Annotated in this window: 20 protein-coding genes, 1 tRNA gene and 1 pseudogene; 13 read left to right on the top strand and 9 right to left on the bottom strand. The window is 63.6% G+C overall.

Features of this window, described 5'->3' with window-relative positions:
• Positions 1–52: 52 nt before the first annotated feature.
• On the bottom strand, positions 53–745 hold the full coding sequence (locus O1Q03_RS29630; protein ID WP_269507598.1) for a dienelactone hydrolase family protein: 693 nt from the start codon (positions 743–745) through the stop codon (positions 53–55).
• Positions 746–1,012: 267 nt separating this feature from the next.
• On the opposite strand from O1Q03_RS29630, the gene O1Q03_RS29625 reads away from it, so the two are divergent.
• Both O1Q03_RS29625 and O1Q03_RS29620 read left to right on the top strand, forming a co-directional pair.
• Positions 1,013–2,104 (top strand): NAD(P)H-dependent flavin oxidoreductase, encoded by a 1,092-nt coding sequence (locus O1Q03_RS29625; protein WP_269507597.1) that lies wholly within the window; start codon positions 1,013–1,015, stop codon positions 2,102–2,104.
• Between the two features lie 499 nt (positions 2,105–2,603).
• Positions 2,604–3,746 (top strand): branched-chain amino acid ABC transporter substrate-binding protein, encoded by a 1,143-nt coding sequence (locus tag O1Q03_RS29620; RefSeq protein ID WP_269507596.1) that lies wholly within the window; start codon positions 2,604–2,606, stop codon positions 3,744–3,746.
• A 93-nt stretch (positions 3,747–3,839) separates the two neighbouring features.
• Here the strand turns inward: O1Q03_RS29620 and O1Q03_RS29615 are convergent, their stop codons facing one another.
• Positions 3,840–5,054 (bottom strand): MFS transporter, encoded by a 1,215-nt coding sequence (locus tag O1Q03_RS29615; protein ID WP_269507595.1) that lies wholly within the window; start codon positions 5,052–5,054, stop codon positions 3,840–3,842.
• 291 nt (positions 5,055–5,345) lie between these two features.
• On the opposite strand from O1Q03_RS29615, the gene O1Q03_RS29610 reads away from it, so the two are divergent.
• From O1Q03_RS29610 to O1Q03_RS29600, 3 genes are all read left to right on the top strand, one after another.
• Positions 5,346–6,005, top strand: a complete 660-nt coding sequence (locus O1Q03_RS29610) for a HugZ family pyridoxamine 5'-phosphate oxidase (protein ID WP_269507594.1) — start codon at positions 5,346–5,348, stop codon at positions 6,003–6,005.
• Positions 6,006–6,360: 355 nt separating this feature from the next.
• Complete coding sequence (locus O1Q03_RS29605) at positions 6,361–6,654, top strand: H-NS histone family protein (RefSeq protein ID WP_096508184.1); 294 nt, start codon at positions 6,361–6,363, stop codon at positions 6,652–6,654.
• 237 nt (positions 6,655–6,891) lie between these two features.
• On the top strand, positions 6,892–8,049 hold the full coding sequence (locus O1Q03_RS29600; RefSeq protein WP_269507593.1) for a cation diffusion facilitator family transporter: 1,158 nt from the start codon (positions 6,892–6,894) through the stop codon (positions 8,047–8,049).
• A gap of 31 nt (positions 8,050–8,080) precedes the next feature.
• Here O1Q03_RS29600 and O1Q03_RS29595 read toward each other — a convergent pair whose 3' ends face one another.
• The 3 genes from O1Q03_RS29595 to O1Q03_RS29585 all read right to left on the bottom strand — a co-directional run bounded on the left by O1Q03_RS29595 (position 8,081) and on the right by O1Q03_RS29585 (position 9,931).
• Positions 8,081–8,551 carry an Lrp/AsnC family transcriptional regulator gene (locus tag O1Q03_RS29595; RefSeq protein WP_006477376.1) on the bottom strand — a complete coding sequence of 157 codons (471 nt, stop codon included), beginning with the start codon at positions 8,549–8,551 and terminating at the stop codon, positions 8,081–8,083.
• A gap of 79 nt (positions 8,552–8,630) precedes the next feature.
• Complete coding sequence (locus O1Q03_RS29590) at positions 8,631–9,290, bottom strand: exonuclease (protein WP_269507592.1); 660 nt, start codon at positions 9,288–9,290, stop codon at positions 8,631–8,633.
• Positions 9,287–9,931, bottom strand: a complete 645-nt coding sequence (locus O1Q03_RS29585; protein WP_269507591.1) for an MBL fold metallo-hydrolase — start codon at positions 9,929–9,931, stop codon at positions 9,287–9,289. The genes O1Q03_RS29590 and O1Q03_RS29585 overlap by 4 nt, the downstream gene beginning before the upstream one ends.
• 656 nt (positions 9,932–10,587) lie before the next feature.
• Between O1Q03_RS29585 and O1Q03_RS29580 the strand changes: the two genes are divergently transcribed.
• Positions 10,588–11,199, top strand: coding sequence for a septal ring lytic transglycosylase RlpA family protein (locus tag O1Q03_RS29580; protein ID WP_269507590.1), 612 nt, complete (start codon positions 10,588–10,590; stop codon positions 11,197–11,199).
• A gap of 86 nt (positions 11,200–11,285) precedes the next feature.
• Here the strand turns inward: O1Q03_RS29580 and rsmI are convergent, their stop codons facing one another.
• Positions 11,286–12,164, bottom strand: a complete 879-nt coding sequence (gene rsmI / locus O1Q03_RS29575; protein WP_269507589.1) for a 16S rRNA (cytidine(1402)-2'-O)-methyltransferase — start codon at positions 12,162–12,164, stop codon at positions 11,286–11,288.
• 46 nt (positions 12,165–12,210) lie between these two features.
• On the opposite strand from rsmI, the gene O1Q03_RS29570 reads away from it, so the two are divergent.
• The 6 genes from O1Q03_RS29570 (at position 12,211) to O1Q03_RS29545 (ending at position 16,433) form a co-directional block, all read left to right on the top strand.
• Positions 12,211–12,639: a YraN family protein gene (locus O1Q03_RS29570; protein WP_269507607.1), complete on the top strand. Its 429-nt coding sequence runs from the start codon at positions 12,211–12,213 to the stop codon at positions 12,637–12,639.
• Positions 12,640–12,765: 126 nt separating this feature from the next.
• Positions 12,766–13,350, top strand: coding sequence for an SIS domain-containing protein (locus O1Q03_RS29565; protein WP_269507588.1), 585 nt, complete (start codon positions 12,766–12,768; stop codon positions 13,348–13,350).
• Between the two features lie 17 nt (positions 13,351–13,367).
• Positions 13,368–14,165 carry a BON domain-containing protein gene (locus tag O1Q03_RS29560; protein ID WP_269507587.1) on the top strand — a complete coding sequence of 266 codons (798 nt, stop codon included), beginning with the start codon at positions 13,368–13,370 and terminating at the stop codon, positions 14,163–14,165.
• A complete protein-coding gene (locus tag O1Q03_RS29555; protein ID WP_269507586.1) occupies positions 14,162–14,515 on the top strand; it encodes a c-type cytochrome in 354 nt (117 codons plus the stop codon). The genes O1Q03_RS29560 and O1Q03_RS29555 overlap by 4 nt, the downstream gene beginning before the upstream one ends.
• A 65-nt stretch (positions 14,516–14,580) precedes the next feature.
• Positions 14,581–14,656: transfer RNA gene (locus tag O1Q03_RS29550), tRNA-Ala, on the top strand.
• 514 nt (positions 14,657–15,170) lie between these two features.
• Positions 15,171–16,433, top strand: coding sequence for a restriction endonuclease (locus tag O1Q03_RS29545; RefSeq protein ID WP_269507585.1), 1,263 nt, complete (start codon positions 15,171–15,173; stop codon positions 16,431–16,433).
• On the opposite strand, the gene O1Q03_RS29540 is transcribed toward O1Q03_RS29545, so the two are convergent.
• The 3 genes from O1Q03_RS29540 to O1Q03_RS29530 form a co-directional block, all read right to left on the bottom strand.
• A complete protein-coding gene (locus O1Q03_RS29540; RefSeq protein ID WP_269507584.1) occupies positions 16,318–17,520 on the bottom strand; it encodes a helix-turn-helix domain-containing protein in 1,203 nt (400 codons plus the stop codon). The genes O1Q03_RS29545 and O1Q03_RS29540 overlap by 116 nt on opposite strands.
• A 4-nt stretch (positions 17,521–17,524) precedes the next feature.
• Positions 17,525–18,187, bottom strand: a complete 663-nt coding sequence (locus O1Q03_RS29535) for a hypothetical protein (protein ID WP_269507583.1) — start codon at positions 18,185–18,187, stop codon at positions 17,525–17,527.
• A 1,109-nt stretch (positions 18,188–19,296) separates the two neighbouring features.
• Positions 19,297–20,355 carry a hypothetical protein gene (locus O1Q03_RS29530; RefSeq protein ID WP_269507582.1) on the bottom strand — a complete coding sequence of 353 codons (1,059 nt, stop codon included), beginning with the start codon at positions 20,353–20,355 and terminating at the stop codon, positions 19,297–19,299.
• A gap of 49 nt (positions 20,356–20,404) precedes the next feature.
• Between O1Q03_RS29530 and O1Q03_RS29525 the strand changes: the two are divergent.
• Positions 20,405–22,714 (top strand): annotated as a pseudogene (locus O1Q03_RS29525) (hemagglutinin repeat-containing protein); the annotation flags it as partial.
• Positions 22,715–22,743: the final 29 nt, after the last annotated feature.

Below are 22,743 nucleotides of genomic sequence, written 5' to 3'. Positions count from 1 at the left end.
GAGAATAGCGCGGGGCCCGGCGCGCCGGCCCCGCGGCCGGCCATTCCGGTGGTTACAGGTGCTCGGCGAGGAATGTCAGCGTGCGGCCGTGCGCGAGCGCCGATGCGCGCTGATGGTACGACGCGCGATCCGTGCAGTTGAAGCCGTGCTCGGCGCCCGGGTACACGTGGAACGATGCGTTGTCGCGGCCCGCGAATGCGCGCTTCACCTGCTCGACGGCGTCGAGCGGGATCCCGTGATCGTTTTCCGCGTAGTGGAACAGGATCGGCTGCGTGACCTTGCCGGCGAGGTCCAGCGCGTTCTGGATGCCGCCGCCGTAATAGGCGACCGCCGCATCGACCTTGCCCGCCGCTGCCGCGCGATACGCGAGCTGGCCGCCGAAGCAATAGCCGATCGCGGCGATCTTGCCGTCGACTTCGGGGCGTACGCGCAGCGCGTCGGCGGCCGCGCCGATGTCCGCGACCGCGAGGCCGATGTCGGTCTTCTTCATCAGCTCGATGCCTTTGTCGCGATCGGCGCCTTCATAGGTCAGCTCGACGCGCGGCTGCGTGCGCCAGAACACGTCCGGCGCGAGCGCGACGAAGCCGTCGGCCGCGTACTGATCCGCGACCGCGCGGATGTGCGAGTTCACGCCGAAGATCTCCTGGATGATGATGACGGCGGGGCCTTTGCCGCGCTTGGGCAGCGCGAGATAGCCGCCGAAGCTGTCGTTACCGGTCGGGATGTCGATCCATTGGGCTGTCACGTTTGAACTCCTGGCGAACGGGCGCGCGAGGCGCGCCGCGGATGAAAGAGGGGCGGCCTAGTGTGCCACCAAACCCGGGGCGCTGCAGCGCGCGCAAGGCCCGCGCCCGCGGTGCGTACGGGCTTCTCCAGCATGCTGTCGAAACTGCTTCTCGCGCAGCGATCGTTTTGATCTCGATTATTCATTTTTCGGCGCGGCGCCGCTTCGATAGAGTCGATGTGTCGGCCTTTACAAAGCGCTTTCGCGCATGTCATCGAAGGATTCGCCATGTCCGCCCGTTCATTCTCCACACCGTTTTCAGAACGCTTCGGCCTGCGCCTGCCGCTCGTGCAGGCGCCGATGGTCGGCGCGACCACGGCCGCAATGGTCGCGGCTGCGTCCAATGCCGGCGCGCTCGGCAGTCTCGGCGCCGGCGCGTTCGAGCCCGATCGCCTCGCGACCGAAGTCGCCGCCATTCGCGCGGCGACCGATCGTCCGTTCGCCGTGAACCTGTTCGTGCTGCCCGACGCATCGCCCGGTGCTTCGCCCGACGCGGCGACCGTCGCGCGCGCGCTCGCCGCGATCGCTCCGCTGAACGCGACGCTCGGATTGCCGCCGGGCACCGCGCCCGCGCGCTATGCGCCCGACTTCCGCGCGCAGCTCGATGCGCTCGTCGCGCTGCGCGTGCCGGTCGCGAGCTTCACGTTCGGCGTGCTCGACGCGGCCGACGTCGCGCGCCTGAAGGCCGCCGGCACCTACGTGATCGGCACCGCGACGCACGTCGCCGAAGGGCTCGCGTGGCAGGCGGCCGGCGCCGACGCGTTGTCCGCGCAGGGGGCCGAAGCCGGCGGGCATCGCGGCACCTTCATCGGCCCGGCCGACGACGCGCTGATCGGCACGCTCGCGCTGGTGCCGCAACTCGCCGACGCGACCGGCCTGCCGGTGCTCGCCGCGGGCGGCATCATGGACGGCCGCGGGATCGCCGCCGCGCTCGCGCTGGGCGCGCAGGCCGCACAACTGGGAACCGCGTTCCTCACCTGTGAAGAGAGCGCGATCGCGGCCGACTGGAAAACGCGTCTGCTCGCGAGCGCCGATACGTCGACGCAGGTCACGCGCGCGATCACCGGCCGCCATGCGCGCGGGTTGCGCAACACGCTGATGGCGCGGCTCGGCGAACGCATCACCGACGTCGCGCCGTACCCGGTGCAAAACGCGCTGACGCAGCCGCTGCGTCAGGCGGCCGCGCGCGCGAACGACGGCGACTATCTGTCGCTGTGGGCCGGGCAGGGCGCGCCGCTCGCGCGCCGGCGCGACGCCGCGCTGACGACGTCGCAGCTCGTCGCGGCGCTCGACGCCGAATGGCGCGCGACGCTCGCATGAGCGGACCGACACCTGCGTGAACGTCTCGATGCCGCGATGAAAGCGTCGATGCGTGCGCGAGCCGTTCGAACGCTGCGTAAACGGTTCCTAGCCGAGCTCGAAACGCGCGTGTTGTCACGCGCGTTTCATTCAACGATCCCTTGCACAAAATACCGAATCGAAATGGCGTGGGAATGCTGTGAAGCGAGCTTTCATCCGGCGTCTGGCGACTAGCGGAAACCCTTATCCGACGGGGCTCGCAGCGATATTCGAGCGGCTATTCGAAAGTGCGGTATCGGTAGTGTTACCACTACCCCAAAAAAGTCCCACAAATTAATTTGATCACCTACACTTGCGCGCAAGTACGGGCGGGCAGTTGCTAAAAGCGGCCGTTTCCCCACGTGCTTGAGGCCAAGTGCATGAACGATGCAACCGGCGAATCGTCCAGTGAATGCAAACACAGGGATGGCAGCGGGGCACCGGGCGATGGCGTTTATTGGGACCGAAACTGGAGACTTACATGAATATCAAGATGCAAAAGCTGTTGCCGATCACCGCCGCGGCGATGCTGTGCGTTGCAGCTGCAAGCAACGCGGCCGCCGATCAAGTCGTCAAGATCGGCCACGTCGCGCCTTTGACGGGCGGCATTGCACACCTGGGCAAGGACAACGAAAACGGTGCACGTCTCGCGGTCGAGGAGATCAACGCCAAGGGTCTCACGGTCGGCGGCCAGAAAATCACGCTGCAACTCGATGCGCAGGATGACGCGGCCGACCCGCGCCAGGCCACGCAGGTTGCGCAGAAGCTCGTCGACGACAAGGTCGTCGCGGTGGTCGGCCACCTGAACTCGGGCACGTCGATCCCGGCTTCGAAGATCTACAGCGATGCGGGCATCGTGCAGATCTCGCCGTCGGCGACCAACCCGGTCTACACGCAGCAAGGCTTCAAGACCACGTATCGCGTGGTCGCGACCGATGCGCAGCAGGGCCCGGCGCTGGCGGACTACGCGCACTCGAAGGGCATCAAGAGCGTCGCGGTGGTCGACGATTCGACCGCGTACGGCCAGGGTCTCGCGAACGAGTTCGAGAAGAAGGCGAAGGCGCTCGGCCTGAAGGTGATGTCGCACGACGCGACCAACGACAAGGCGGTCGACTTCCGCGCGATTCTGACCAAGATCAAGGGCGAGAATCCGGACGCGATCATGTACGGCGGCATGGACGCCACCGGCGGCCCGTTCGCGAAACAGGCGAAGCAGCTCGGCCTGCGCGCGAAGATCTTCGCGGGCGACGGCGTGTGCACGGAAAAGCTGGCCGACCTGGCCGGCGATGCGACCGACAACATCGTGTGCTCGGAAGCCGGTGCGTCGCTCGAGAAGATGCCGGGCGGTGCCGCGTTCAAGGCGAAGTACGAGAAGCGTTTCGGCCAGCCGATCCAGATCTACGCACCGTTCACGTACGATGCCGTGTACATCATCGCCGATGCGATGAAGCGCGCGAACTCGACGGACCCGGCGAAGATCGTTGCCGCGATGCCGGCGACGAACTACACGGGCGTGATCGGCACGACGACCTTCGACTCGAAGGGCGATCTGAAGCACGGCGTGATTTCGCTGTACAACTACAAGAGCGGCAAGAAGACGCTGCTCGACGAAGTGAAGATGTAAGCTGAAAAGCGGTCGACAGAAGGGGTGAAAGCGCGCCTGCGGCAACGCAGGCGCGCTTCCTTTTTGGGGAGCCGCAACCGCGCGGCGCGCCCGTCAGATCTTCAGATGCGCGAGCACCTTCGGCGCGACGCCCGCGACGAGCGCCGCGCACAGCGCGACCACCGACAGTCCGATTGTCAGATTCGCGGCTTGCGCGACCGCGCCGATCGCGACCGGACCGAACAGCAGTCCGAAATACGCGATCCCGGCCACGTGCGCGAGGCCTTCGGCCGCGTGGATCCCTTTCACGCGTGCGGCCGCGGCGAACAGCACGGGCATCATGTTCGCGAGGCCGAGGCCCATCAGCGTGAAACCCGTCAGTGCCGCGACCGGGTTCGGCAGCAGCAGGGCGCCGACCATCCCCGCGCACGCGAGCGACGCGCTGACGAACACGAGCTGAGGCGCGCCGAAGCGCGCGCGCACGGCGTCGCCCGCGAAGCGCGCGATCGCCATTCCGCCGGAGAAGGCGGCATACGCGGCGCTCGCGAGCGCCGGGCTCGCCGCGACCACGTCGCGCATGTAGACCGTCGCCCAGTCGTACATCGCGCCTTCGGCGATCAGTGCGACGAGCGCGATGCCGCCGAGCATCCACAGCGCGGACGAGCGCCAGCGATTGCCGCCGCCGTGCGCGTGTTCGTGATGCGGCACGTGCGGCAGCACGGCCGGGCTCGCGGCCAGCAGCACCGCCGCGCCGACGGCCGCCGCGAGCGCCAGATGCACGGCCGGCGCCATGCCGGCCGACAGCAGCGCGCCGCCGGCCGCCGCGCCCGCCATCCCGCCGACGCTGAACATCCCGTGCAGCGACGACATGATCGGCTTGCCAAGGGCGAGCTCGACCGCGCTCGCCTCGGCGTTCATCGCGACGTCCAGCGTGGCCATCGAGAAACCGAACAGTGCGAGCACGACGAGCAGCATCCAGTAGTCGGGCACGACGAGGATCAGCGCCGCGCACGCGGACATCACGAGGCCGCCCGCGAGGCACGCGGTTCGCGAGCCGACGCGCGCGATCCAGCGCGCGATCGTCAGCATCGCGGCGATCGAGCCGCCCGCGACCGCGAACAGTGCGATCGACAGCAGCCCGGGGCTCAGCGCGAAGTTGTCGCGCACGGTCGGCACGTGCACGCCCCATGACGCGTACATCATGCCGGCGACGAAGAACACCGCCATCGTCGCGATGCGTGCGCGCTGGCGGACCGGCAGCGCGAGCACGCGATGCGCGTTGGGCGGGGCGGCGAAATCGGACGAGGATCGGGAGGAAGATTCGGACACGGAAGGCTCTTCGATGGAAAATGCGCGGGCGCGTCGCGCCCGTCTGATTCATCCGATTCTATCGAACCGCTTACTGTCTTGCCGGCGCGCTGGCCGTGGCTGCCGCGCGAGACGACCGGGACGACCGCGCGCGGTACTGGCGCGGGCGCATCCGTTGTCCATCCGGCCGATGCACGGGATGTCGCGTGCGCAGGTAACATCGGTGCGCATGCGCGGTGCCCGGTACGTGACACGCATTGCGCGCGCGTCCGCCGTCATCGCCGCGTCTGTCTTTCGACCGCAGGAGTCACCGTGAACATCGATCCCGCCCTTGCCCTGCACCTGCTGCACCGCTGCGCGCTCGGCACGCTCGCGACCCACGCGCGCGACCCGCAAGGTTTTCCGTATCCGACCGTCGTACCGTTCGCGCCCGATGCAAGCCATCGGCCGGTGATTCTCGTAAGCCGTCTCGCCGAACATACGCGCAACCTCGCCGCCGATCCGCGTGCGGGCTTTCTCGTCGTCGACGCACCGGACGGCGACGTGCTCGATGCCGAGCGCGCGACGCTGCTCGGCCGTTTCGTGCCGCTCGGCGACGATCCGCATGTCGCCGCACGCTACGTGCGCTACGAGCCGGACGCCGCGCGCTATCTCGCGCTCGGCGACTTCTCGTTCTGGGCGCTCGACGTCGAGCGGCTGCGCTATATCGGCGGGTTCGGCCGGATGGGCTGGCTGGACGGCGCGGCGCTCGATGCGCTGCCGCCGCTCGGGTTCGACGACGAGCGGGCGCTCTGGCACGCGTACGAGGCGAGCGACGCACGTCGCGACGGACTCGAGCTGCTCGGCGTCGACCGCCACGGCGCCGACTGGCGTTGCGACGGCCGCCGCGTGCGCACGCCGTTCGATGCGACGCCGGCTGATTCGGACGCATTGCGCGAGCGGCTGATTGCGTGCGCGCGTGATGTGACGTGACGTCGCGCAGCCCGGTTCGAGCGTTTGGCAGGCCGCGAGCCGCGATTTACGCGAACTTGTCGCGGGATGAAAGCTTCGATTTTCTCGCATGCAGGGTAATTGCGTATGTTGATAGACCTAATACGCGATGCCTAATGTCCTAATCTCTATGTAACCGCGAGAAAATTTGAGAAAAGGCCGTGGTGGCCCAAAATGGCGTGTGTGATTTACAATTGGTCTCGGGATTTTCGTAAGTCCCGCTTCAATCAAATCTTTTTTGTGCTAATCTCTGCCTTCGAAAATCCGAGGCACCAATATTCCATGAATGGGTAGCCGGCTGCAGACCGGTGCCATTGGTCATATAGAAAGGGAAACTATGTCTTCTTACAAGGACCTGCTGGCCCAGCGGGAGAAGCTGGAGAAGCAAATCGAAGAAGCGAAGTCGCGCGAATACGCTGAAGTGCTGAATGACGTGAAGCAGAAAATTGCCGACTACGGCTTTTCGCTCGCCGAACTCGGCCTGAGCCGCGCGAAGGCAGGCAAGGTGGGTCGTCCGCGCGCTGGCGTGGCGGCAAAATACCGCGATCCGGAAACGGGCGCGACGTGGTCGGGCCGTGGCAAGCCGCCGCGCTGGATCGCCGGCAAGGACCGCGAACAATTTTCGATTTAAACGAACGTTTAAGTCGTAGTGTCAGAAGAGCCGCGCATCCGCACAGGAGCGCGGCTTTTTTGTATGGCGGTATAGAAATGTATGCGCGATGTCATGAAAATGTCAGAAACGGTGTGCGAATGGAAATGCGATCCGTTCGCATAAGCGGTTGATTTAACTGGGAAATTTAAGGTTATCGGAATGCCCTGACGGCCAGGTTTGATAGAATTTCTTACCTCAACCGATATTCTGTATTTCATGTCCACGTTTTCCGGTGACGCGCAAAGCGCCGATAAGCATGCGGTCGCGCGCAAGAGCACCCTCGTCAGTATTGTGCTGAATCTCGTGCTTGCGACGTTTCAGATCGTCGTGGGCGTGGTTGCGCATTCGCAGGCATTGATTGCCGACGGCGTTCACTCGATTTCCGATTTGATCTCGGATTTTGTGGTGCTGGTTGCGAATCGTCATAGCGGCGCGTCGCCGGACGCCGACCACAATTACGGGCACAGCCGTTACGAGACAGTTGCATCGCTGTTTCTCGGCGTGATCCTGATCGCGGTCGGTATCGGCATGCTCTGGCGCGCCGGCAATCGCCTCGTAAATCTGGAAAACATCCCGGCCGTGCATTTTTCCGCGCTGATCGTCGCGCTGACGGTGCTCGTGTCGAAAGAGGCGCTGTTCCGCTACATGCTGCGCGAGGCACGGCGCGTGCGTTCGGCGATGCTCGTCGCGAACGCGTGGCATGCGCGCTCGGATGCCGCGTCGTCGCTCGTCGTCGCGATCGGCATCGTCGGCAGCCTGGCCGGGGTGCGGCTGCTCGACCCGATCGCGGCCGCGATCGTCGGCTTCATGATCGCCCGCATGGGCTGGACGTTCGGCTATGACGCGTTGCAGGACCTGTCCGATCGCGCGCTCGCGACGACCGACACGGACGAGATCCGTGCGCTGCTCGCGGCGACGCCCGGCGTGCGCGACGTGCACGACCTGCGCACGCGCAAGATGGGCGATGCCGCGCTCGTCGACGCGCACATCCTGGTCGATCCGATGATCTCGGTATCGGAAGGGCACTACATCGCGGAAACCGCACGGGCGCGCGTGTTGCGCGACCCGCGCGTGCTGGATGCGCTGATTCACGTCGACCCGGAGAACGACGCGGCGCGCCGTCCGGCGCTCGCGCTGCCGCCGCGCGCCGAGATCGCGACGCGGCTCGACGACGCGCTCGCGCAGCGCGGGCTGCATGCGGACGCGATCGATCTGCACTATCTGAGCACGGGGCTGGAGATCGACGTGACGCTTGCCGCGGAGGCGGGCGCGACCGACGCGGCACTGGCCGGCAGGCTCGACGTCGACACGCTGAAGCGCCAGTTCGGCGCGCGCCGGATCAGCTTTACACGCGCGCTGCCCGCGCAGGCGTGACGCCGGCGCGAACGCGTTCGCGCGCCGCGCGTTACAGCGGCAGCTGCGTGTCGAACTTGATTTCGCGCAGCACGACGCTCGTGCGCACCTGCGACACCGCTGGAATCTTGAAGATCCGTTCGTGCAGGAAGACGTCGTAGGCCTTGATGTCGGGCGCGACGATCTTGAGGATGTAATCGGCTTCGCCCGTCGTGCTGTAGCACTCGGTGACTTCCGGGCAGGTTGCGATCTCGCGCTCGAACTGTTCGACGCCGCCTTCGTTGTGACGCGTCAGATGCACGTGCGCGAGTGCGCACACGTGCAGGCCGAGTTTCTCGCGATCGAGCAGCGCGGTATAGCGCTGGATCACGCCGGACTGTTCCATGTCCTTGATGCGCCGCCAGCACGGCGTGCTCGACAGGCCGACCTGGTCGGAAATTTCCTGTACCGAACGGCGCGCGTCGAGCTGCAACAGGCGAAGGATTTTTTGCGAAAAGGAATCGAGCGTCACCTGCGCCTCCATGCGGCAGCTACAACACGCTGAATGTTAGAGGGCCGGGAAAGGAAAGGCAATCTGGCGGCGTGCCGGTGAGCGAGATTCGCTAATTTGCGCGCGGATCCGTGGGATTTTGTCCCGCTCCCGCCTGTTCCGACCGGTCGGTGTCGGCGACCGCCAGCCCCGCGAGCGCGGCCTGCTGGCGGCGCAGGTCGGCCAGCATGTTGCAGAACAGCGCGCCTTGCTCGATCGCGTCGTCGAGCGCGACGTGCGTATGCGGGTGATCGTCGAACCAGTGCTTCGGAAAGCGCGGCTTGATGGCCTTGCGGTACGGCAGGCCCGTCATCGCGAACGCGAGCGTCTTGATGTCGAGCGCCGACCACGAGAACGGGCAGCGGCCCGCGAAGCGCATCATGTACCAGAACATGAACGTGAAATCGAAGCCGGCCGGCATCGCGACGAACACCGGCTTGCCGGGCAGCGCCTCGACCCACTCGACGTACGCGACGAGCGCGGCCTCCGGTGCCTGCAGGTCGCGCCGGCATGCGGCCCATGCGTCGGGCTCCGTCTTCCACCACGCTTCCTGCACCGGATGCGCGGTCGCGCCGGGCAGCGTCTCGAGGTTCGCCGAGAACGTCGCGATCAGCTGCTTGTCCTCGGTATAGGCGGCCGACGCGAAGCTCAGCATCGAGTGCGGGCCGGGAATCGGGCCGTCGGCCTCGACGTCGGTGCTGACGTAGATTTCGGGGATGGCGGTCTGGTTCATCCGTATGCCTTGTCGGACACGAACGGATTCGTGCGGCGCTCGTCGCCGAAGGTGGACACAGGGCCGTGGCCCGGCACGAACGTGACGTCGTCGCCGAGCGGCCACAGCTTTTCCTTGATCGAGCGCACGAGGTCCGCGTGATTGCCGCGCGGGAAGTCGGTGCGGCCGATCGAGCCGGCGAACAGCACGTCGCCGACGATCGCGACGCGATGCGCGCGGCTGAAGAACACCACGTGGCCGGGCGTATGACCCGGGCAGTGATAGACCTCGAGCGTCTCGGCGCCGAACTGCACGGTGTCGCCGTCGTTCAGCCAGTGATCCGGCTCGAAGGTTTCGGCGGCCGGGAAGCCGAAGCGCTGGCTCTGCATCGGCAGTTGTTCGATCCAGAAGCGTTCGTCTTCCTGCGGCCCCACGATCGGCACGCCGTAATGCGTGGCGAGCGCCTTTGCGCCCGCGCAGTGGTCGACGTGCCCGTGCGTGAGCAGCACTTTCTCGACCTGCACGTTCTGCCGCGCGATCTCCTGTTCGATCCGTTCGAGATCGCCGCCCGGATCGACGACGGCGGCGCGGCCGGTCTTTTCGCAGACGAGCAGCGAGCAGTTCTGCTGGAACGGCGTGACCGGGATGAGCGTGACTTTCATGAGGGCACCGGCGGCTAAAAGGACCGATTGTACCGGTCGCGCGCGCCGCCCGCCGGCCCCGCGGAGCGAGCGTTCGGCGCACGCCGTGCGGGCCGTCCCCGCGCCTCCGATTGTTACCGCCATAGTGAGAATCAATGGCGGAAGCGGGGCGGATTTCGAGACGGCGTTTTGATTTATGTATAATGCGGCCCATTGCGCGTGAATTTCACGCAATTCGCTGGTGTTTCGGCCCCGTTAAATGGGGCGTCGGATTCACCGTCAAGCATCGACCGCCGGGGAGTCCGGCGGTGTATCCAGCACCGACGTTCGGTGCTCACGTCTTGTCCGGCCGGGTGCTGCGCGCCCGCCTGCGGCCCTGCTGCCGCGCCGCCGGATGAGGCCTGTGCCGCCGTTCCTGTGCGTTGGCTGTACGCGACGCGCGCGAACGTGAGAGCCATGTTCGATGGCGGCATGTGGGGTCTGGTCAGGCTGCCGGGGACAGGTTGCGCCAGACGTGAAAACTAATCAGGACGGTTGCGGCTGAGAAGAAGCCGCGCCCATGCTAGCCGCCTGCTCGCATCCGAGCGGGGCGTGCACGCATTTGCCGTCCGGGCCGCGTATCTGCGTTGTTGAGCAGCGTTGTATCGGTGCGGCCCGAACCAGAAGGCGACACGTCGATGAATTTTCGATTTCCGACTCGATTCGGGACCATTGCTTTATTTTTTGCGTTGACGGGCTGTGCGGTGCCATCCAGCCAGACCACCGGCAACGCCAATCTGAAGGGCGCCGTCGACAAGACGGCCGCGGCCGCGAAAGCGGACGACAACAAGCAGCAACTGAATTTCGATTCCGCGCTGGCATCGATGCCGGCGGCCGACAGCAAGGACGCGAACAAGTCGTCGCTGGCGGACGCCGAGCCGATCGACGGCAAGGACGTATCCGACTTCCATCAGACGGGCCGCGCATCGTGGTATGGCCGCGATTTCCATGGCCGCCGCACCGCGAATGGCGAGCGCTTCAACATGAATGCGCTGACCGCCGCGCATCGTACGCTGCCGCTGTCTTCGTACATCAAGGTGACGAACGCTTCGACCGGCAAGTGGGTCGTCGTGAAGGTCAACGACCGCGGGCCGTACAAGCGCGGCCGCGTGCTCGACCTGTCGTATGCGGCTGCCAAGATCATCGGTCTCGTGCACGCCGGCACGGGCCGCGTGAAGATCGAAGGGCTGTCGCCGCAGGAAGCGCGCGAGGCGCGCGACGAGATGGTCGCGTCGGTGTCGACGAAGTAACGCGGCGGTTCGTCCGTCCATGCAGAAAGGGCTGCCTTCAGGCAGCCCTTTCTCGTTTCAGCGGTTCGCGCCGTGCGCGTCCCGCGTCAACCTTCCTTCAGCGCTAGCGCGCGCGCGTACAGCGCGTTGCGCGACGCGCCCGTGAGTGCCGCCGCGAGCTTCGCGGCGCTCTTCACCGGCACTTCTTCCAGCAGCAGCTTGAGCAGCGCGTCGTGCGCGGTGTCGTCGGCCTCGTCGCGATCGGCCGGCGCGCCTTCGACGACCAGCACGAACTCGCCGCGCTGCCGGTTCGCATCGCCGTCGAGCCAGCTCTCTCCTTCGGCCAGGGTGCCCTGGAACAGCTGCTCGTGTAGCTTGGTGAGTTCGCGCGCGATCAGCAGCCGGCGCGCGGGACCGAATGCGTCGGCCAGCGCGGCGACGGTTTCGGCGATCCGGTGCGGCGCTTCGTAGAACACCAGCGCATACGGATGCCGCACGAGCGCCTGCAGCGCGCTGGCGCGCTGCTTCGTCTTCGGCGGCAGGAAGCCCGCGAACGTGAACGAGCCGGCCCAGTCGCCCGCCACGCTCAGCGCGGTCACGGCCGCGCTCGCGCCCGGCAGCGGGACGACCGCGAAGCCCGCGGTGCGCACGGCGTCGACGAGCCGCGCGCCCGGGTCCGAAATGCCGGGCGTACCGGCGTCCGACACGTACGCCACGCGTTCGCCCGCGCGCAGCAGCTCGATCACGCGCAGCGCGGCTTCGCGTTCGTTGTGCTCGTGCACGGCGACGAGCGGCTTCGAGATCCCGTAGCGGGCGAGCAGCTGGCCCGTGTTGCGGGTGTCTTCGGCGGCGATGCGGTCGGCGAGGCCGAGCACGTGCAGCGCGCGCAGCGTGATGTCGGCGGTATTGCCGATCGGCGTCGCGACCACGTAGAGCGCGGCGTTCGGGTAATGCTGCGTTTGCGCGAGTTCGAGGAGGGCAGTCATGGCAGGCAATGCGCGCAATCGCGGCGCAAGCGGAACAAGGACGGCATTGTGCCACGCGCAGCCGCGCGCGCCGGGCGGCGCGCGCGGTTTGCCGGCCGCCGCCGACAACTTTTCCGGCGCGGCGCGATCCAAACCGGTCGGCGCGGCGTTCGAGCAGCGCGCGCGGCAGTTCCTCGAGCGTCGCGGCCTCGCGTTCGTCGCGGCCAACGTGACGGTGCGCGGCGGCGAGCTCGATCTCGTGATGCGGGCGCCCGATGGCGCGCTCGTGTTCGTCGAGGTGCGCGCGCGGCGCAGCATGCGCCATGGCGGTGCGGCCGCGAGCGTCGGCTGGCGCAAGCGGCGGCGTCTGATCGCGGCGGCGCTCTGGTTCTGGGCGCGGCACGGCGCGGGCGCTGCGTGCCGCTTCGACGTCGTCGCGTTCGAGGCCGGGCGGCTCGAATGGCTGCGCGACGCATTTCGGGCCGACGATGTGTAGCCGCGAGCTGTGACGAGATGTAAAGAGTTCTTGCCATACCCCCGGACACGGCGCCGGAGTGCGGTAAACTCGCCGCACCCATGATGTCGCGCGCTGCGTGCCACGCGCCCAGTTCACCAGGAATCGATGTCAGTCGAACGTATTCAGCAACATTTCCGCGATAGCGCCGCGCTTCATGCCGAGGCGGCCGATGCGCTGTCGCTGCCGATCGCAGCCGCGGTCGATGCGATGTTCGCCGCGCTGGCGAACGGCAACAAGATCGTCGCGTGCGGCGACGGCCCGTCGGCCGCCGCTGCGCACTACCTCGCCGTGTCCCTCGTCGGCGGCTTCGAGCGCGAGCGTCCGGGCCTGCCGGCGATTGCGCTGGCCACCGACGCGTCGCAGGGCGGGCTCACCGCTGCGACCGCCGCCGATCAGCTGTTCGCGCAGCAGGTGCGCGTGCTCGGGCAGACCGGCGACATCCTGCTGGTGCTCGACGCGGGCGGCGCGTCGCCGCGCGTGCTCGCTGCGATCGACGAGGCGCACGAGCGCGAAATGACCGTCGTCGCGTTGACCGGCGGGAACGGCCACGCAGTCGCGGCCGCGCTGTCCGACACCGATATTCCGATCAGCGTGCCCGCGTCGCGCGCGGCGCGCGTCCACGAAGTCCATCTGCTGACCATCCACTGCCTGTGCGACGGCATCGACGCGATGCTGCTGGGTGAGGATTGAACGAAGGAGAGCCGTCGATGAATCAAAGCCGCGTCAAAGGGACGCTCGTCAGAACCACGTTGCTCGTCGCGCTGACGGCGGGCCTTGCCGTGTCGCTGCAGGGCTGCGTGCTCGGCGTGCTCGGTGCTGCGGCAGGCGGCAGCGCGCTGATCGCGACCGACCGCCGTACGCTCGGCGCGCAGACTGAAGATCGCGAGATCCAGGTGAAGGCGCTCACGCAGATCAACAATGGGCTGCCGGATCAGTCGCACGTGAACGTGACGGTGTTCAACCGCCGCGTGCTGCTGACGGGCGAAGTGCCGAACGATGCGTCGAAGCAGCGCGCAGAGGAAATCGTGCGCGGCATCAACAACGTGAACGGGATCGTCAACGAGCTGTCGGTCGAGCCTGCGTCGTCGCTGTCGTCGCGCGCGAACGACTCGTATCTCGAAGGGCGCGTGAAGTCCGAGTTCATCGCGACGAAGGGGTTGTCGGCGAACTACTACAAGGTCGTCAGCGAGCGCGGCAATATCTACCTGATGGGCCTCGTGACGGTCGACGAAGGCAATCGCGGTGCCGATGCGGCGAGCCAGGTGCCGGGCGTCGAGAAGGTCGTGAAGGTGTTCCAGTACATCCAGCCGCAGGATGCACAGGCGTTGCAGGCTGCGTCGCCGAGCGGTGCGTCCGGCGCGCAGGCCGCCGCCGCGCCCGCAGATTCGGCGACCGTCGGTGCGGTGCCCGATGCGTCGGTCCAGTCCACGCCGCTGCAACCGCCCGCGCCGATCTCGAATTCGTCGAGCGTGCATCCGGGCAACCCGAAGGCGACGCCGCAATGAAGCTGATGCAGATCAAACAGCGGATCGCACGGGGCGCCGCGGCTGCGGTGCTCGCGGCCGGTGCGCTCGGCACCGCCCATGCCGATGTCGCCGACGGCCTGCGGGTCGCGCGCGGTAACGCGTGCATGGGGTGTCACGCGGTGGACCGTAAGCTCGTCGGCCCCTCGTTCAAGGACATCGCCGCGCGCTACAAGTCCGATCCGCAGGCCGTCGCGAAGCTGTCGAAGAAAGTGAAGGATGGCGGCTCGGGTGTGTGGGGCGCGATTCCGATGCCGGCGCACCCGCGCATGAGCGATGCGGACCTGCGTTCCGTGGTCGAATGGGTGCTCGCCGGCGCGCCGTCGAAGTGACGCATTCGGGGTAGCGAACCCCTATTGCCAAGCGCAGAAATGCGTGTGTATGATGGTTGACTGTTGGGGCGGTAGCTCAGCTGGGAGAGCGTCGCGTTCGCAATGCGAAGGTCGTGGGTTCGATCCCCATTCGCTCCACCAAGAAATCCCTTTAAAAACCGCCGCTTAGGCGGTTTTTTCTTTTGGGCGTTGCTTCCGTCGTCGTTGGCTCGACACCCCGCAGGGTGACATCAGGGTGACAGACAGTTGTCTGACGGCGGAAGAATGGCATGCACCCTGACACAAGGTCAACAGTCGCGATAGAGTGCAACCGCGTGCGACCGAACTTGTCGTCATTACTCATCGTCTGATGTGCGGTCTTCATCAGCGATGCGGTCCTTCTCTGAAGCAATCCCAACACCGTTTCGCGATCTCACTTCCGATGGCGTGACTTGTCGCCATACTTCTCGCGGCACGTGGTTTTCCAAGGTACGACTCTCGTCACCAGCGCGTTTCCCCGATGTTGATGCCGCTGTGTTCCCGGTTCGTTGGGACAAATTCAGGCGGCGTCGCTGACGTATGCCCCGATGAATGCCGCAGGTGTCGGCTGATTGGCCGAAAGGCATAATGTCGCCTTCGTGGTTTCATCGCCACAATAACAAGCGACTCAGCCCCTATGACCGCACTCGAAATGCTTCTCGATACCTTCCGCCATGCCGCCGTTACTGAACGGGAGAAGGGAACCTACTTCGAAGAGTTGATCGTCACCTATTTGCGGAACGAAGCTACGTACCGCGATCTGTACAGCGATGTCTGGACTTATGCGGAATGGGCTGACCTGCAAGGGCTCGACAAGCGGGACACGGGCATCGATCTTGTGGCGAAGACGCGTGGCACGGACGAGTTCCACGCGATCCAGTGCAAGCTGTTTGCGCCGAACCACAAGGTCCAGAAAGGCGACATCGACAGCTTCTTCACGGCATCGGGCAAGAAGCCATTCACGCGCCGGATCATCGTCGCCACGACGAATCATTGGAGCGAACACGCCGAAGATGCCTTACTGGATCAGCAGCCGCCAGTCAGCAAAATCGACCTGACCGCCCTTGAAGAAAGCCAGATCGATTGGGGCCAGTACCAGCCCAAGGCCGCGCCGGTCATCAAGGCGAAGAAGGAACTGCGCTCGCATCAGATCAATGCACTGAATGCAGTTGTTCATGGTCTGGCGGATGCCGACCGTGGCAAGCTCATCATGGCGTGCGGGACCGGGAAGACATTTACCAGCTTGAAGATCGCCGAAGCGATGGCCGGTGCGGGCAAACGGGTGCTGTTCCTTGTTCCAAGTCTGTCGCTGCTGTCGCAGTCCCTGACCGAATGGACGCAAGAGAGTGGGACGCCGCTTCATAGCTTCGCGGTTTGTTCCGACAGCGACGTTGGCAAGAAGCGCAAGAAAGAAGACGACATGGTGCAAACTTTCGTCCATGAACTGCGCTATCCAGCCACGACGGATTCGGCCCGATTGGCGGCAGAGATGGCGAAGCGGCACGACGCGTCGCACATGAGCGTCGTTTTCTCGACTTACCACTCGATTGATGTCATCAGCCGTGCGCAGAAGCAGTTCGGCATGGCCGACTTCGACCTTATCGTCTGCGACGAAGCACATCGCACGACCGGCGCGACCTTCGGCGATGACGACGAAAGCACCTTCGTTCGGGTCCACGACGCCGATTACATCCGCGCTGCCAAGCGCATGTACATGACGGCGACGCCACGTACCGGTTGCAGCGCTGCCCCTGTCTGCTTGCAATCGCGCTGCAATGCTACAGTCATGCCTTACGGGGGAACTGCAATATCGTTCCGGTCGGGGACGACGGCGACCCATCACTGGACTGTTTCTTCAATCGAACTGCGTCGAGCGATGAAACGCTTGACTCATGACTGAAGAATCCGTCTGGCAACCCGCAAAGCCTTTCACAATCAGTTGCACCGAACCCCACTGATGCAAGAAGCCCTTCTTTCGTCAGCCCACCTTCAGATAGAAGCAGATTGATGGTTCGGGGAAGAAGGCGAACCGATTCAAAGCCGAGTCTATCGTCAAGGGGTTCACCTTTTCGCCAGCCGCGTGCACTGTAGTTTTTCCATAGGCGCGTTGCATAGGCGTCGTCGATGATCTCCAATTGACGGCAGCGCATAATCATTGCGGCGACCGACACCTTCCAGCGCAGCTTCAGTGCGAGAAAGGTATCAAGGCTAGGTCGGATCATTTCCGCTGCGAACGTCTCCGCTGGCAACAGGAATGCACCGGCGAACAGATGGGCTTGCCGTTCGATCTCGGGATACCGCTTCATGAACTCTACGTCATCGATGTCTCGATGCAGGACTAGATGCCCGAGTTCGTGCGCAGCGTCGAATCTGCTGCGAACACCGTTTGCTTTGTCCGCCGCAAGAAACACGTAGGGACGACCATCGGTGTCGAACCATTGTGATGCGCCGTCCATACGAGTGTAGCCAAGCTCTTCCCGGACACAAATGACGCCCGCATTCTCCAACACGAGCACCATGTCGGAGATCGGGCCTAGACCAAGATTCCACTGGCGGCGGCATGCTTGCGCCGCTTCTTCGATGTCGGCGTCAGTGATCTTCAAGTGGTCATTCGCGCCTAGACGGGGAATGCTCACCACCGGCCAATCGACCCACTCCTGAAGTACAAGGCTGATCTCGTTCAGCCACTTCAGGCGAATGTCAGCAATGGTCTGCGCTTCCTTGGTAACTGCCGCCGTACTTCTGAAGAAACAGACCTTGTCGCCGTAGCCCGGTAGTGCGGTGAGAAACCATGAAGTCGGCATGCCAAGTTCATCGGCTAAGCGCTGAAGCGCTTCCGATTCTGGAACTTGATCGCCCTTTTCCCACTTCGAGACGGTACCCGACGACTTACCTACCTTCGATGCCAACGCTGTCTGCGTTAGCCCACGGCAAAGACGTGCTTGTACTAAGCGTTCGGGTTGAAAGCCTGCAACTCCAATTCGCATGGTTTTATGTTTCCGACGCGCGCAGACGCCGCTTAAGGGTGGCCCATGCCAAGTCAGGGACTTCCACCTGTTCTTCAGGATGGTATGCGGCCATAACTTCAGAAACCGGCACGAACAGGTGCCAGTCCTTCAGACTGGTGTAAGGCACACCGAGCATCACCGCGAAGGGGACCGATTGTGGTTCTCTGCGGTGCGGTTTTACTGCGACGATCAAGCACCCCAATCCATCCGGCAGTGGCTCGGAATTCCCCGTGAACAGATCAAGGTTCGCTGGTTCCAGTCGATCATTGACAGCAGCAATCATCTGGCGGTGCTTGGCCTGTCTTGGCGTTCGGTTGTTGAACGGGACGCAAATCTGACCAAAGCGTATTTCGCCGCTGGCGACGAGACTGAAGCGTTCTCCCTTGGGTTCGGTATGTGGAGCGGCAGCGGTCATCCCTGCGTCGCTTGCCGCCTTACGCAACGCCCCACTCGACCGGTAGTGTTGCAGTTGCGGGTGCACCCGAAACCTTTCCGGGTCATCGAACGTTACAGCGTGCTGATGCGCGGCGGAATGTCCAGCTTCGATCTCTTCCACAACGCGCTGGAAGAAGACTGCGGGTGTGCGAGATGCGATGTACTGGATCAAATCATCTTTCAGCGGACGGCGGACAGCTTGCAGGCTCAATGTAAGCTCCTATCAACCTTGTGATACGGATTAAAGCCAAGAAATTCTTCGTTTTGAAGCTGAATGCTCGGTCAGTATATCGTTAACCGGAGTTCAAGTGGCAACGCCATGCGTAGATAGTCGTTTGGGGCGGCTGGCGTTGCGTGTCAGCGGCCTGTCGGAAGGTAAGGCCCTTGGTCGTCCATCCACGACAACGCCATCGCAGCATGAAGAGATGAAGGGCAAGTACGTGTTGGGTAAGATGGTCAGCGCGTTGGCGCGGACTTACGGCATCGCGCGGGCGAGCGTGCTGGCTGGTGGCGAATCCGTAGTGCGTTCATAACAGCAAGCGCGTGCCATCCGGTCATCTCTTTTTGGTTGCGACCACTCATGAAATGTGGCTTGTGTCAATACTTGTTGACACAACGACCCTGTTTTGTTATAATGTGCGTTCTCTGCAAAGAGAGTGACTGCCGTCCGGTCGATTTGCCGGACGCTCCGCAAGCGGATACCAGTTCTGGTTCCGCATCTATATGAATTCCCCCAGTGGCTTCCTTTCACGGCTTGCACGCGTTCGCGCATGCTATCCAGCTTCGCCCCTGAACAACGGGTGATGCATGATGTTCAGCAAGGCGCATCGGTTGTGCCGGTCAGCGAAATCTCAAAAACTTCATTTGCATAAATAGATGTAGAAAGCTTGGCTCGGTGGCTTCCAGTGGCTTCCAGTGGCGTCCGATTAGACGGATGTTGTCGCGAGACGATCACGTAGCTACAGAAGATGTACAGGCCGGTTTCGAAGCGGAAATGCCCGAATAAATACCCTTCATGAAGTAAAGACAGCCGGAAACACCGGCCGTTCCCTGACAAAGTGCAACGTTATGCTTCCTTGGCAAAAAGCCGGCCTCGTGCCGGCTTTTTGTTTGGTCGCTCACGTTCTTGCTTACTCGAGCCAGCACATCAGATGAATATTCCCAAAGGCTGCGTCTTCTGACAGCTTTGTCCCTTATCGTTGCCGGCAGTTGTGAGTGCATTTGCGTGTCGATCGGGGCGCGTGACCCACCGCATGAACGGTCGGCGGTTTGTTGTCCGGTAGGCAGCCATCAAGACTCCAACGATAGAAATGCAGCCATTCACCAGTCAAACTTATAGGATCTCTCTGACCTGATTTCGTCAATCGTGCGCTTGACTTGCCGCCGATCATCCTCGTTCAGGCGGTCCAGATCGCTTTCAATCCGCGTAAGGTATTCCTCACCACCGTATGAAGCGGCCACCCGCTTGAGAATCTTGGCGATATCGTGAGTTCGGCATGCAACTAGCGCCAGATCGCCGGCCTTCCACGACGACGACATAAATGCGTTGACGAGCTCCCGGCGTGCTGTTTTGCAGCGATCCCAATCGAAAAACGGGACAAACTTTAAGAAGTCTGGCACATCGTCGGCCTTCGCAAGTTCCTGATAGACCACGGGAAACAAGGCCGCGATCAACATCGAGACCGGCTGTCGACGGGCGTGAAGCAGCGATTGTATGAGCCATCCGGCCGCATTCAGCCGACCGGCGACAAGGGGGTATTCCCGCTCAAGATACGCCGCTGGCCCTTGATCGAACTTACCCGCATCAACCAGATCCCAAGCCGTGACAACGACCGAGAGGCGCGGTAACTCGCCGTCTTCGCGCTTAGTAAGCGAAATCTCAAGAAAGCGGATCAGTTCGCACAACATGACCTGTGTTGGAAGCCCTTGATCCTCCTCGTCACCAAGTTTCTCAAGCATTTTTCGGGACGTCACCCAATCGAGCGGTCGGACATCTTGGTCGGAATCGACTCGCACAAAGAGCAGTGCGGCGTCTGCCTGCCTCAACTCGCTCATCCAATCCGGATCAATTTCGCCTTCGATGACAGCATTACGCCAGAGCTCCCCGGAGATATCCGGTACGACGACCTTGGATTTAGGCCCATTTTTCGTCGCGGCGACGACGACCTCGAAGTCCCGCCGCACGTCGCTGTGTTCCGAGCGCGGCGCGAAACCTCCCTCAAAAAGATGGTCGGTTACCTCGAGCACGAAGTTGATGTCCTCGGGCTGCTCTGCGGCGTGCAGCGCGCCCGTCTCGGCGTCAAGTGCCCTCCATAGACGGCCAATATAGTTAGTCTTTCCCGAATCGGGGCCACCTAGCAGTATGATCGAGCGGCTCATCGGTCCCTCCTATAGGTCAGATAGGCGCGATCACCTTCGACCGGCTCAGTCGATTGCCAGCCTGGATAAAGGCAATGCGAATCTGATGGCGAGCGGCGATGTGAATATCGGTGCGGCAACAGAGACGCACGAGCTGAATTCGCACGAAACGCACAGCCACAGCAATGTGGTGAGCGGCGCGAAGATCGCGAGCGGGATCGACCAGACAGCGGCCTATAGCCAGGGCAGCACGGTATCAGCCGACGGCATCAACATCGTCAGCAACCGCGACATCAACGTGACCGGCAGCAATGTCGTGGGTACGAACGACGTCACGTTGCAGGCCAAGCGTGACGTCAATATCAAGACATCACAAGACACTACTCAATCGTCCAGCTACTACGAGAAGAAGGAATCCGGCCTGCTAACAAATGGTGGCCTGTCGGTCACGGTGGGGTCGCGCTCGACCGCACAGCAAGACCAAACCAGCTCGGTGACGAATAACGGGAGCGTGATCGGATCATCGCAGGGTAATGTCACGATCCAGGCCGGCAAGGATGCGACGATTACGGGTAGCACGATTGTTGCGGGCCAGGATGTCGGAATCGCCGCTCAGAACGTGACCGTGAATGCCGCGTACGACACCTACAAGGACGCGCAGTCGCAGCAGTTTAGCCAGTCGGGATTGAGCGTCGGATTGGGCGGTGGTCTCGTCGGGCTCGGGCAGTCGATGGCGGGCGCGGTCCGCCAGGGCCAGCAGTCGGGCGATTCGCGCCTCGCGGCGGTGCAAGCCGTGGCGGCAGCCGAACAGGCATACCAGAACCGTGGCGGGATCAAGGATGCCGCCAATGCCCTGGCGAACGGAAACGTGAGCGATGCCGCAAAGGGTGTTCAGGTGCAGCTAAGCATCGGATCGAACCATAGCAGCAGTAATTCGACGACATCGATCTCGGATGCGAAAGGTTCGTCGATCATCGGTAACGGCAACGTATCCATTATCGCGACCGGCACGCCGGACGCGAACGGAAACGCCCAGGCGGGTACCGGGAATATTGTGATGACCGGAGCGTCGGTGCTCGGCAAGAACGTCGTGCTCGATGCCAACAACGCGATTACGCTGCAAAGCGCCCAGAGTACGGAGCAGAACACGAGTTCGAACAGTTCGACCGGCTGGAATGCTGGCGTCGCGATCGGGGTGGGCAAGAACACGGGCATCAGCGTTTTTGCTAACGGCTCGAACGCACATGGTCAAGGCAACGGGGACAGCGTCACGCAGACCAACACGACGGTGGCGGCTGGCAACAACCTGACTATGAAGTCGGGCGGCGACACGACGCTGTCGGGCGCGCGGGTGTCGGGCGATAAGGTCAAGGTGGATGTCGGCGGCGACCTGACGATGACGAGTCTTCAGGACACGTCGAACTACAGCAGCAACCAGCACAACACGGGGGTAAGCGGCAGCTTTACGTTTGGCTACGGTGGTGGCGTCGATGCATCGATCGGCCACACCAGCATCGACGCGAATTATGCGTCGGTGAATCAGCAAACCGGCATTGTGGCGGGTAAGGAAGGTTTCGACGTCAATGTGGTGGGCCACACCCAACTCAATGGTGCACAGATCGCGAGCGCTGCGCCGGCCGATAGCAACACGCTGACAACCGGCAGCCTTGGATTTACCGACATCCAGAACAAGATGTCGTATTCAGGCTCGTCGGAAGGCTTTTCGACGGCGGGTGGGCCGAGCTTCGCGCAGACTGGCGACAGCGCAAGCGGTGTCACGCACGCTGCGGTGAGCCCGGCAAAGATCGTCGTGAAGGCGGACGAACAGAACGGCACGGACAGCACGGCCGGCCTGTCGCGCGATACGGCAAACGCGAACCAGACAGTTGAGAATACGTTCAACCTGCAGAAGGTTCAGAACAATCTGGCGTTCGCGCAGGCGTTCGGCAAGGCCGCAACTTTCGCCGTAGCGGAAGCGGCGACGCAGCTCGAAAATAGCAGTCCGCAGATGAAGGCCTTGTTCGGCGAAGGTGGTGCCGGTCGTGACGTGTTGCACGCCGCGGTGGCGGCAATCGGGGCTGCGCTGTCAGGCGGGAACGTTGGCGGGGCGATTGCAGGTTCTCTGGCGGGAGATGTGTTGCAGTCTCTGGCGCAGCCAATCATTGATCAGACGGTAAGCCAGTTGCCGTTGGACGCGCAAACCGCTGCGCGGAAGGCTCTGAACGAGATCGTGGCGACAGCCGGCGGTGCGGCGGGCGGCGCACTCGCGGGTGGTGGCTCGTCGGGCGCTCTCGCCGGAGCGGGGTCGGCCAGCAACAACGAACTTTACAATCGGCAACTTCACCAGAGCGAAGCGGACAAGCTCAAGCAGCTTCAGAAAGGGCAAAGCCCCGAGCAGCAGTACAGACT

The organism is Burkholderia sp. IMCC1007, assembly GCF_027257875.1.
In the GTDB taxonomy this organism is placed as follows: Bacteria; Pseudomonadota; Gammaproteobacteria; order Burkholderiales; family Burkholderiaceae; genus Burkholderia.
Note: the sequence above shows the minus strand (reverse complement) of the source record. Positions and strands in the feature narration are given on the sequence as shown.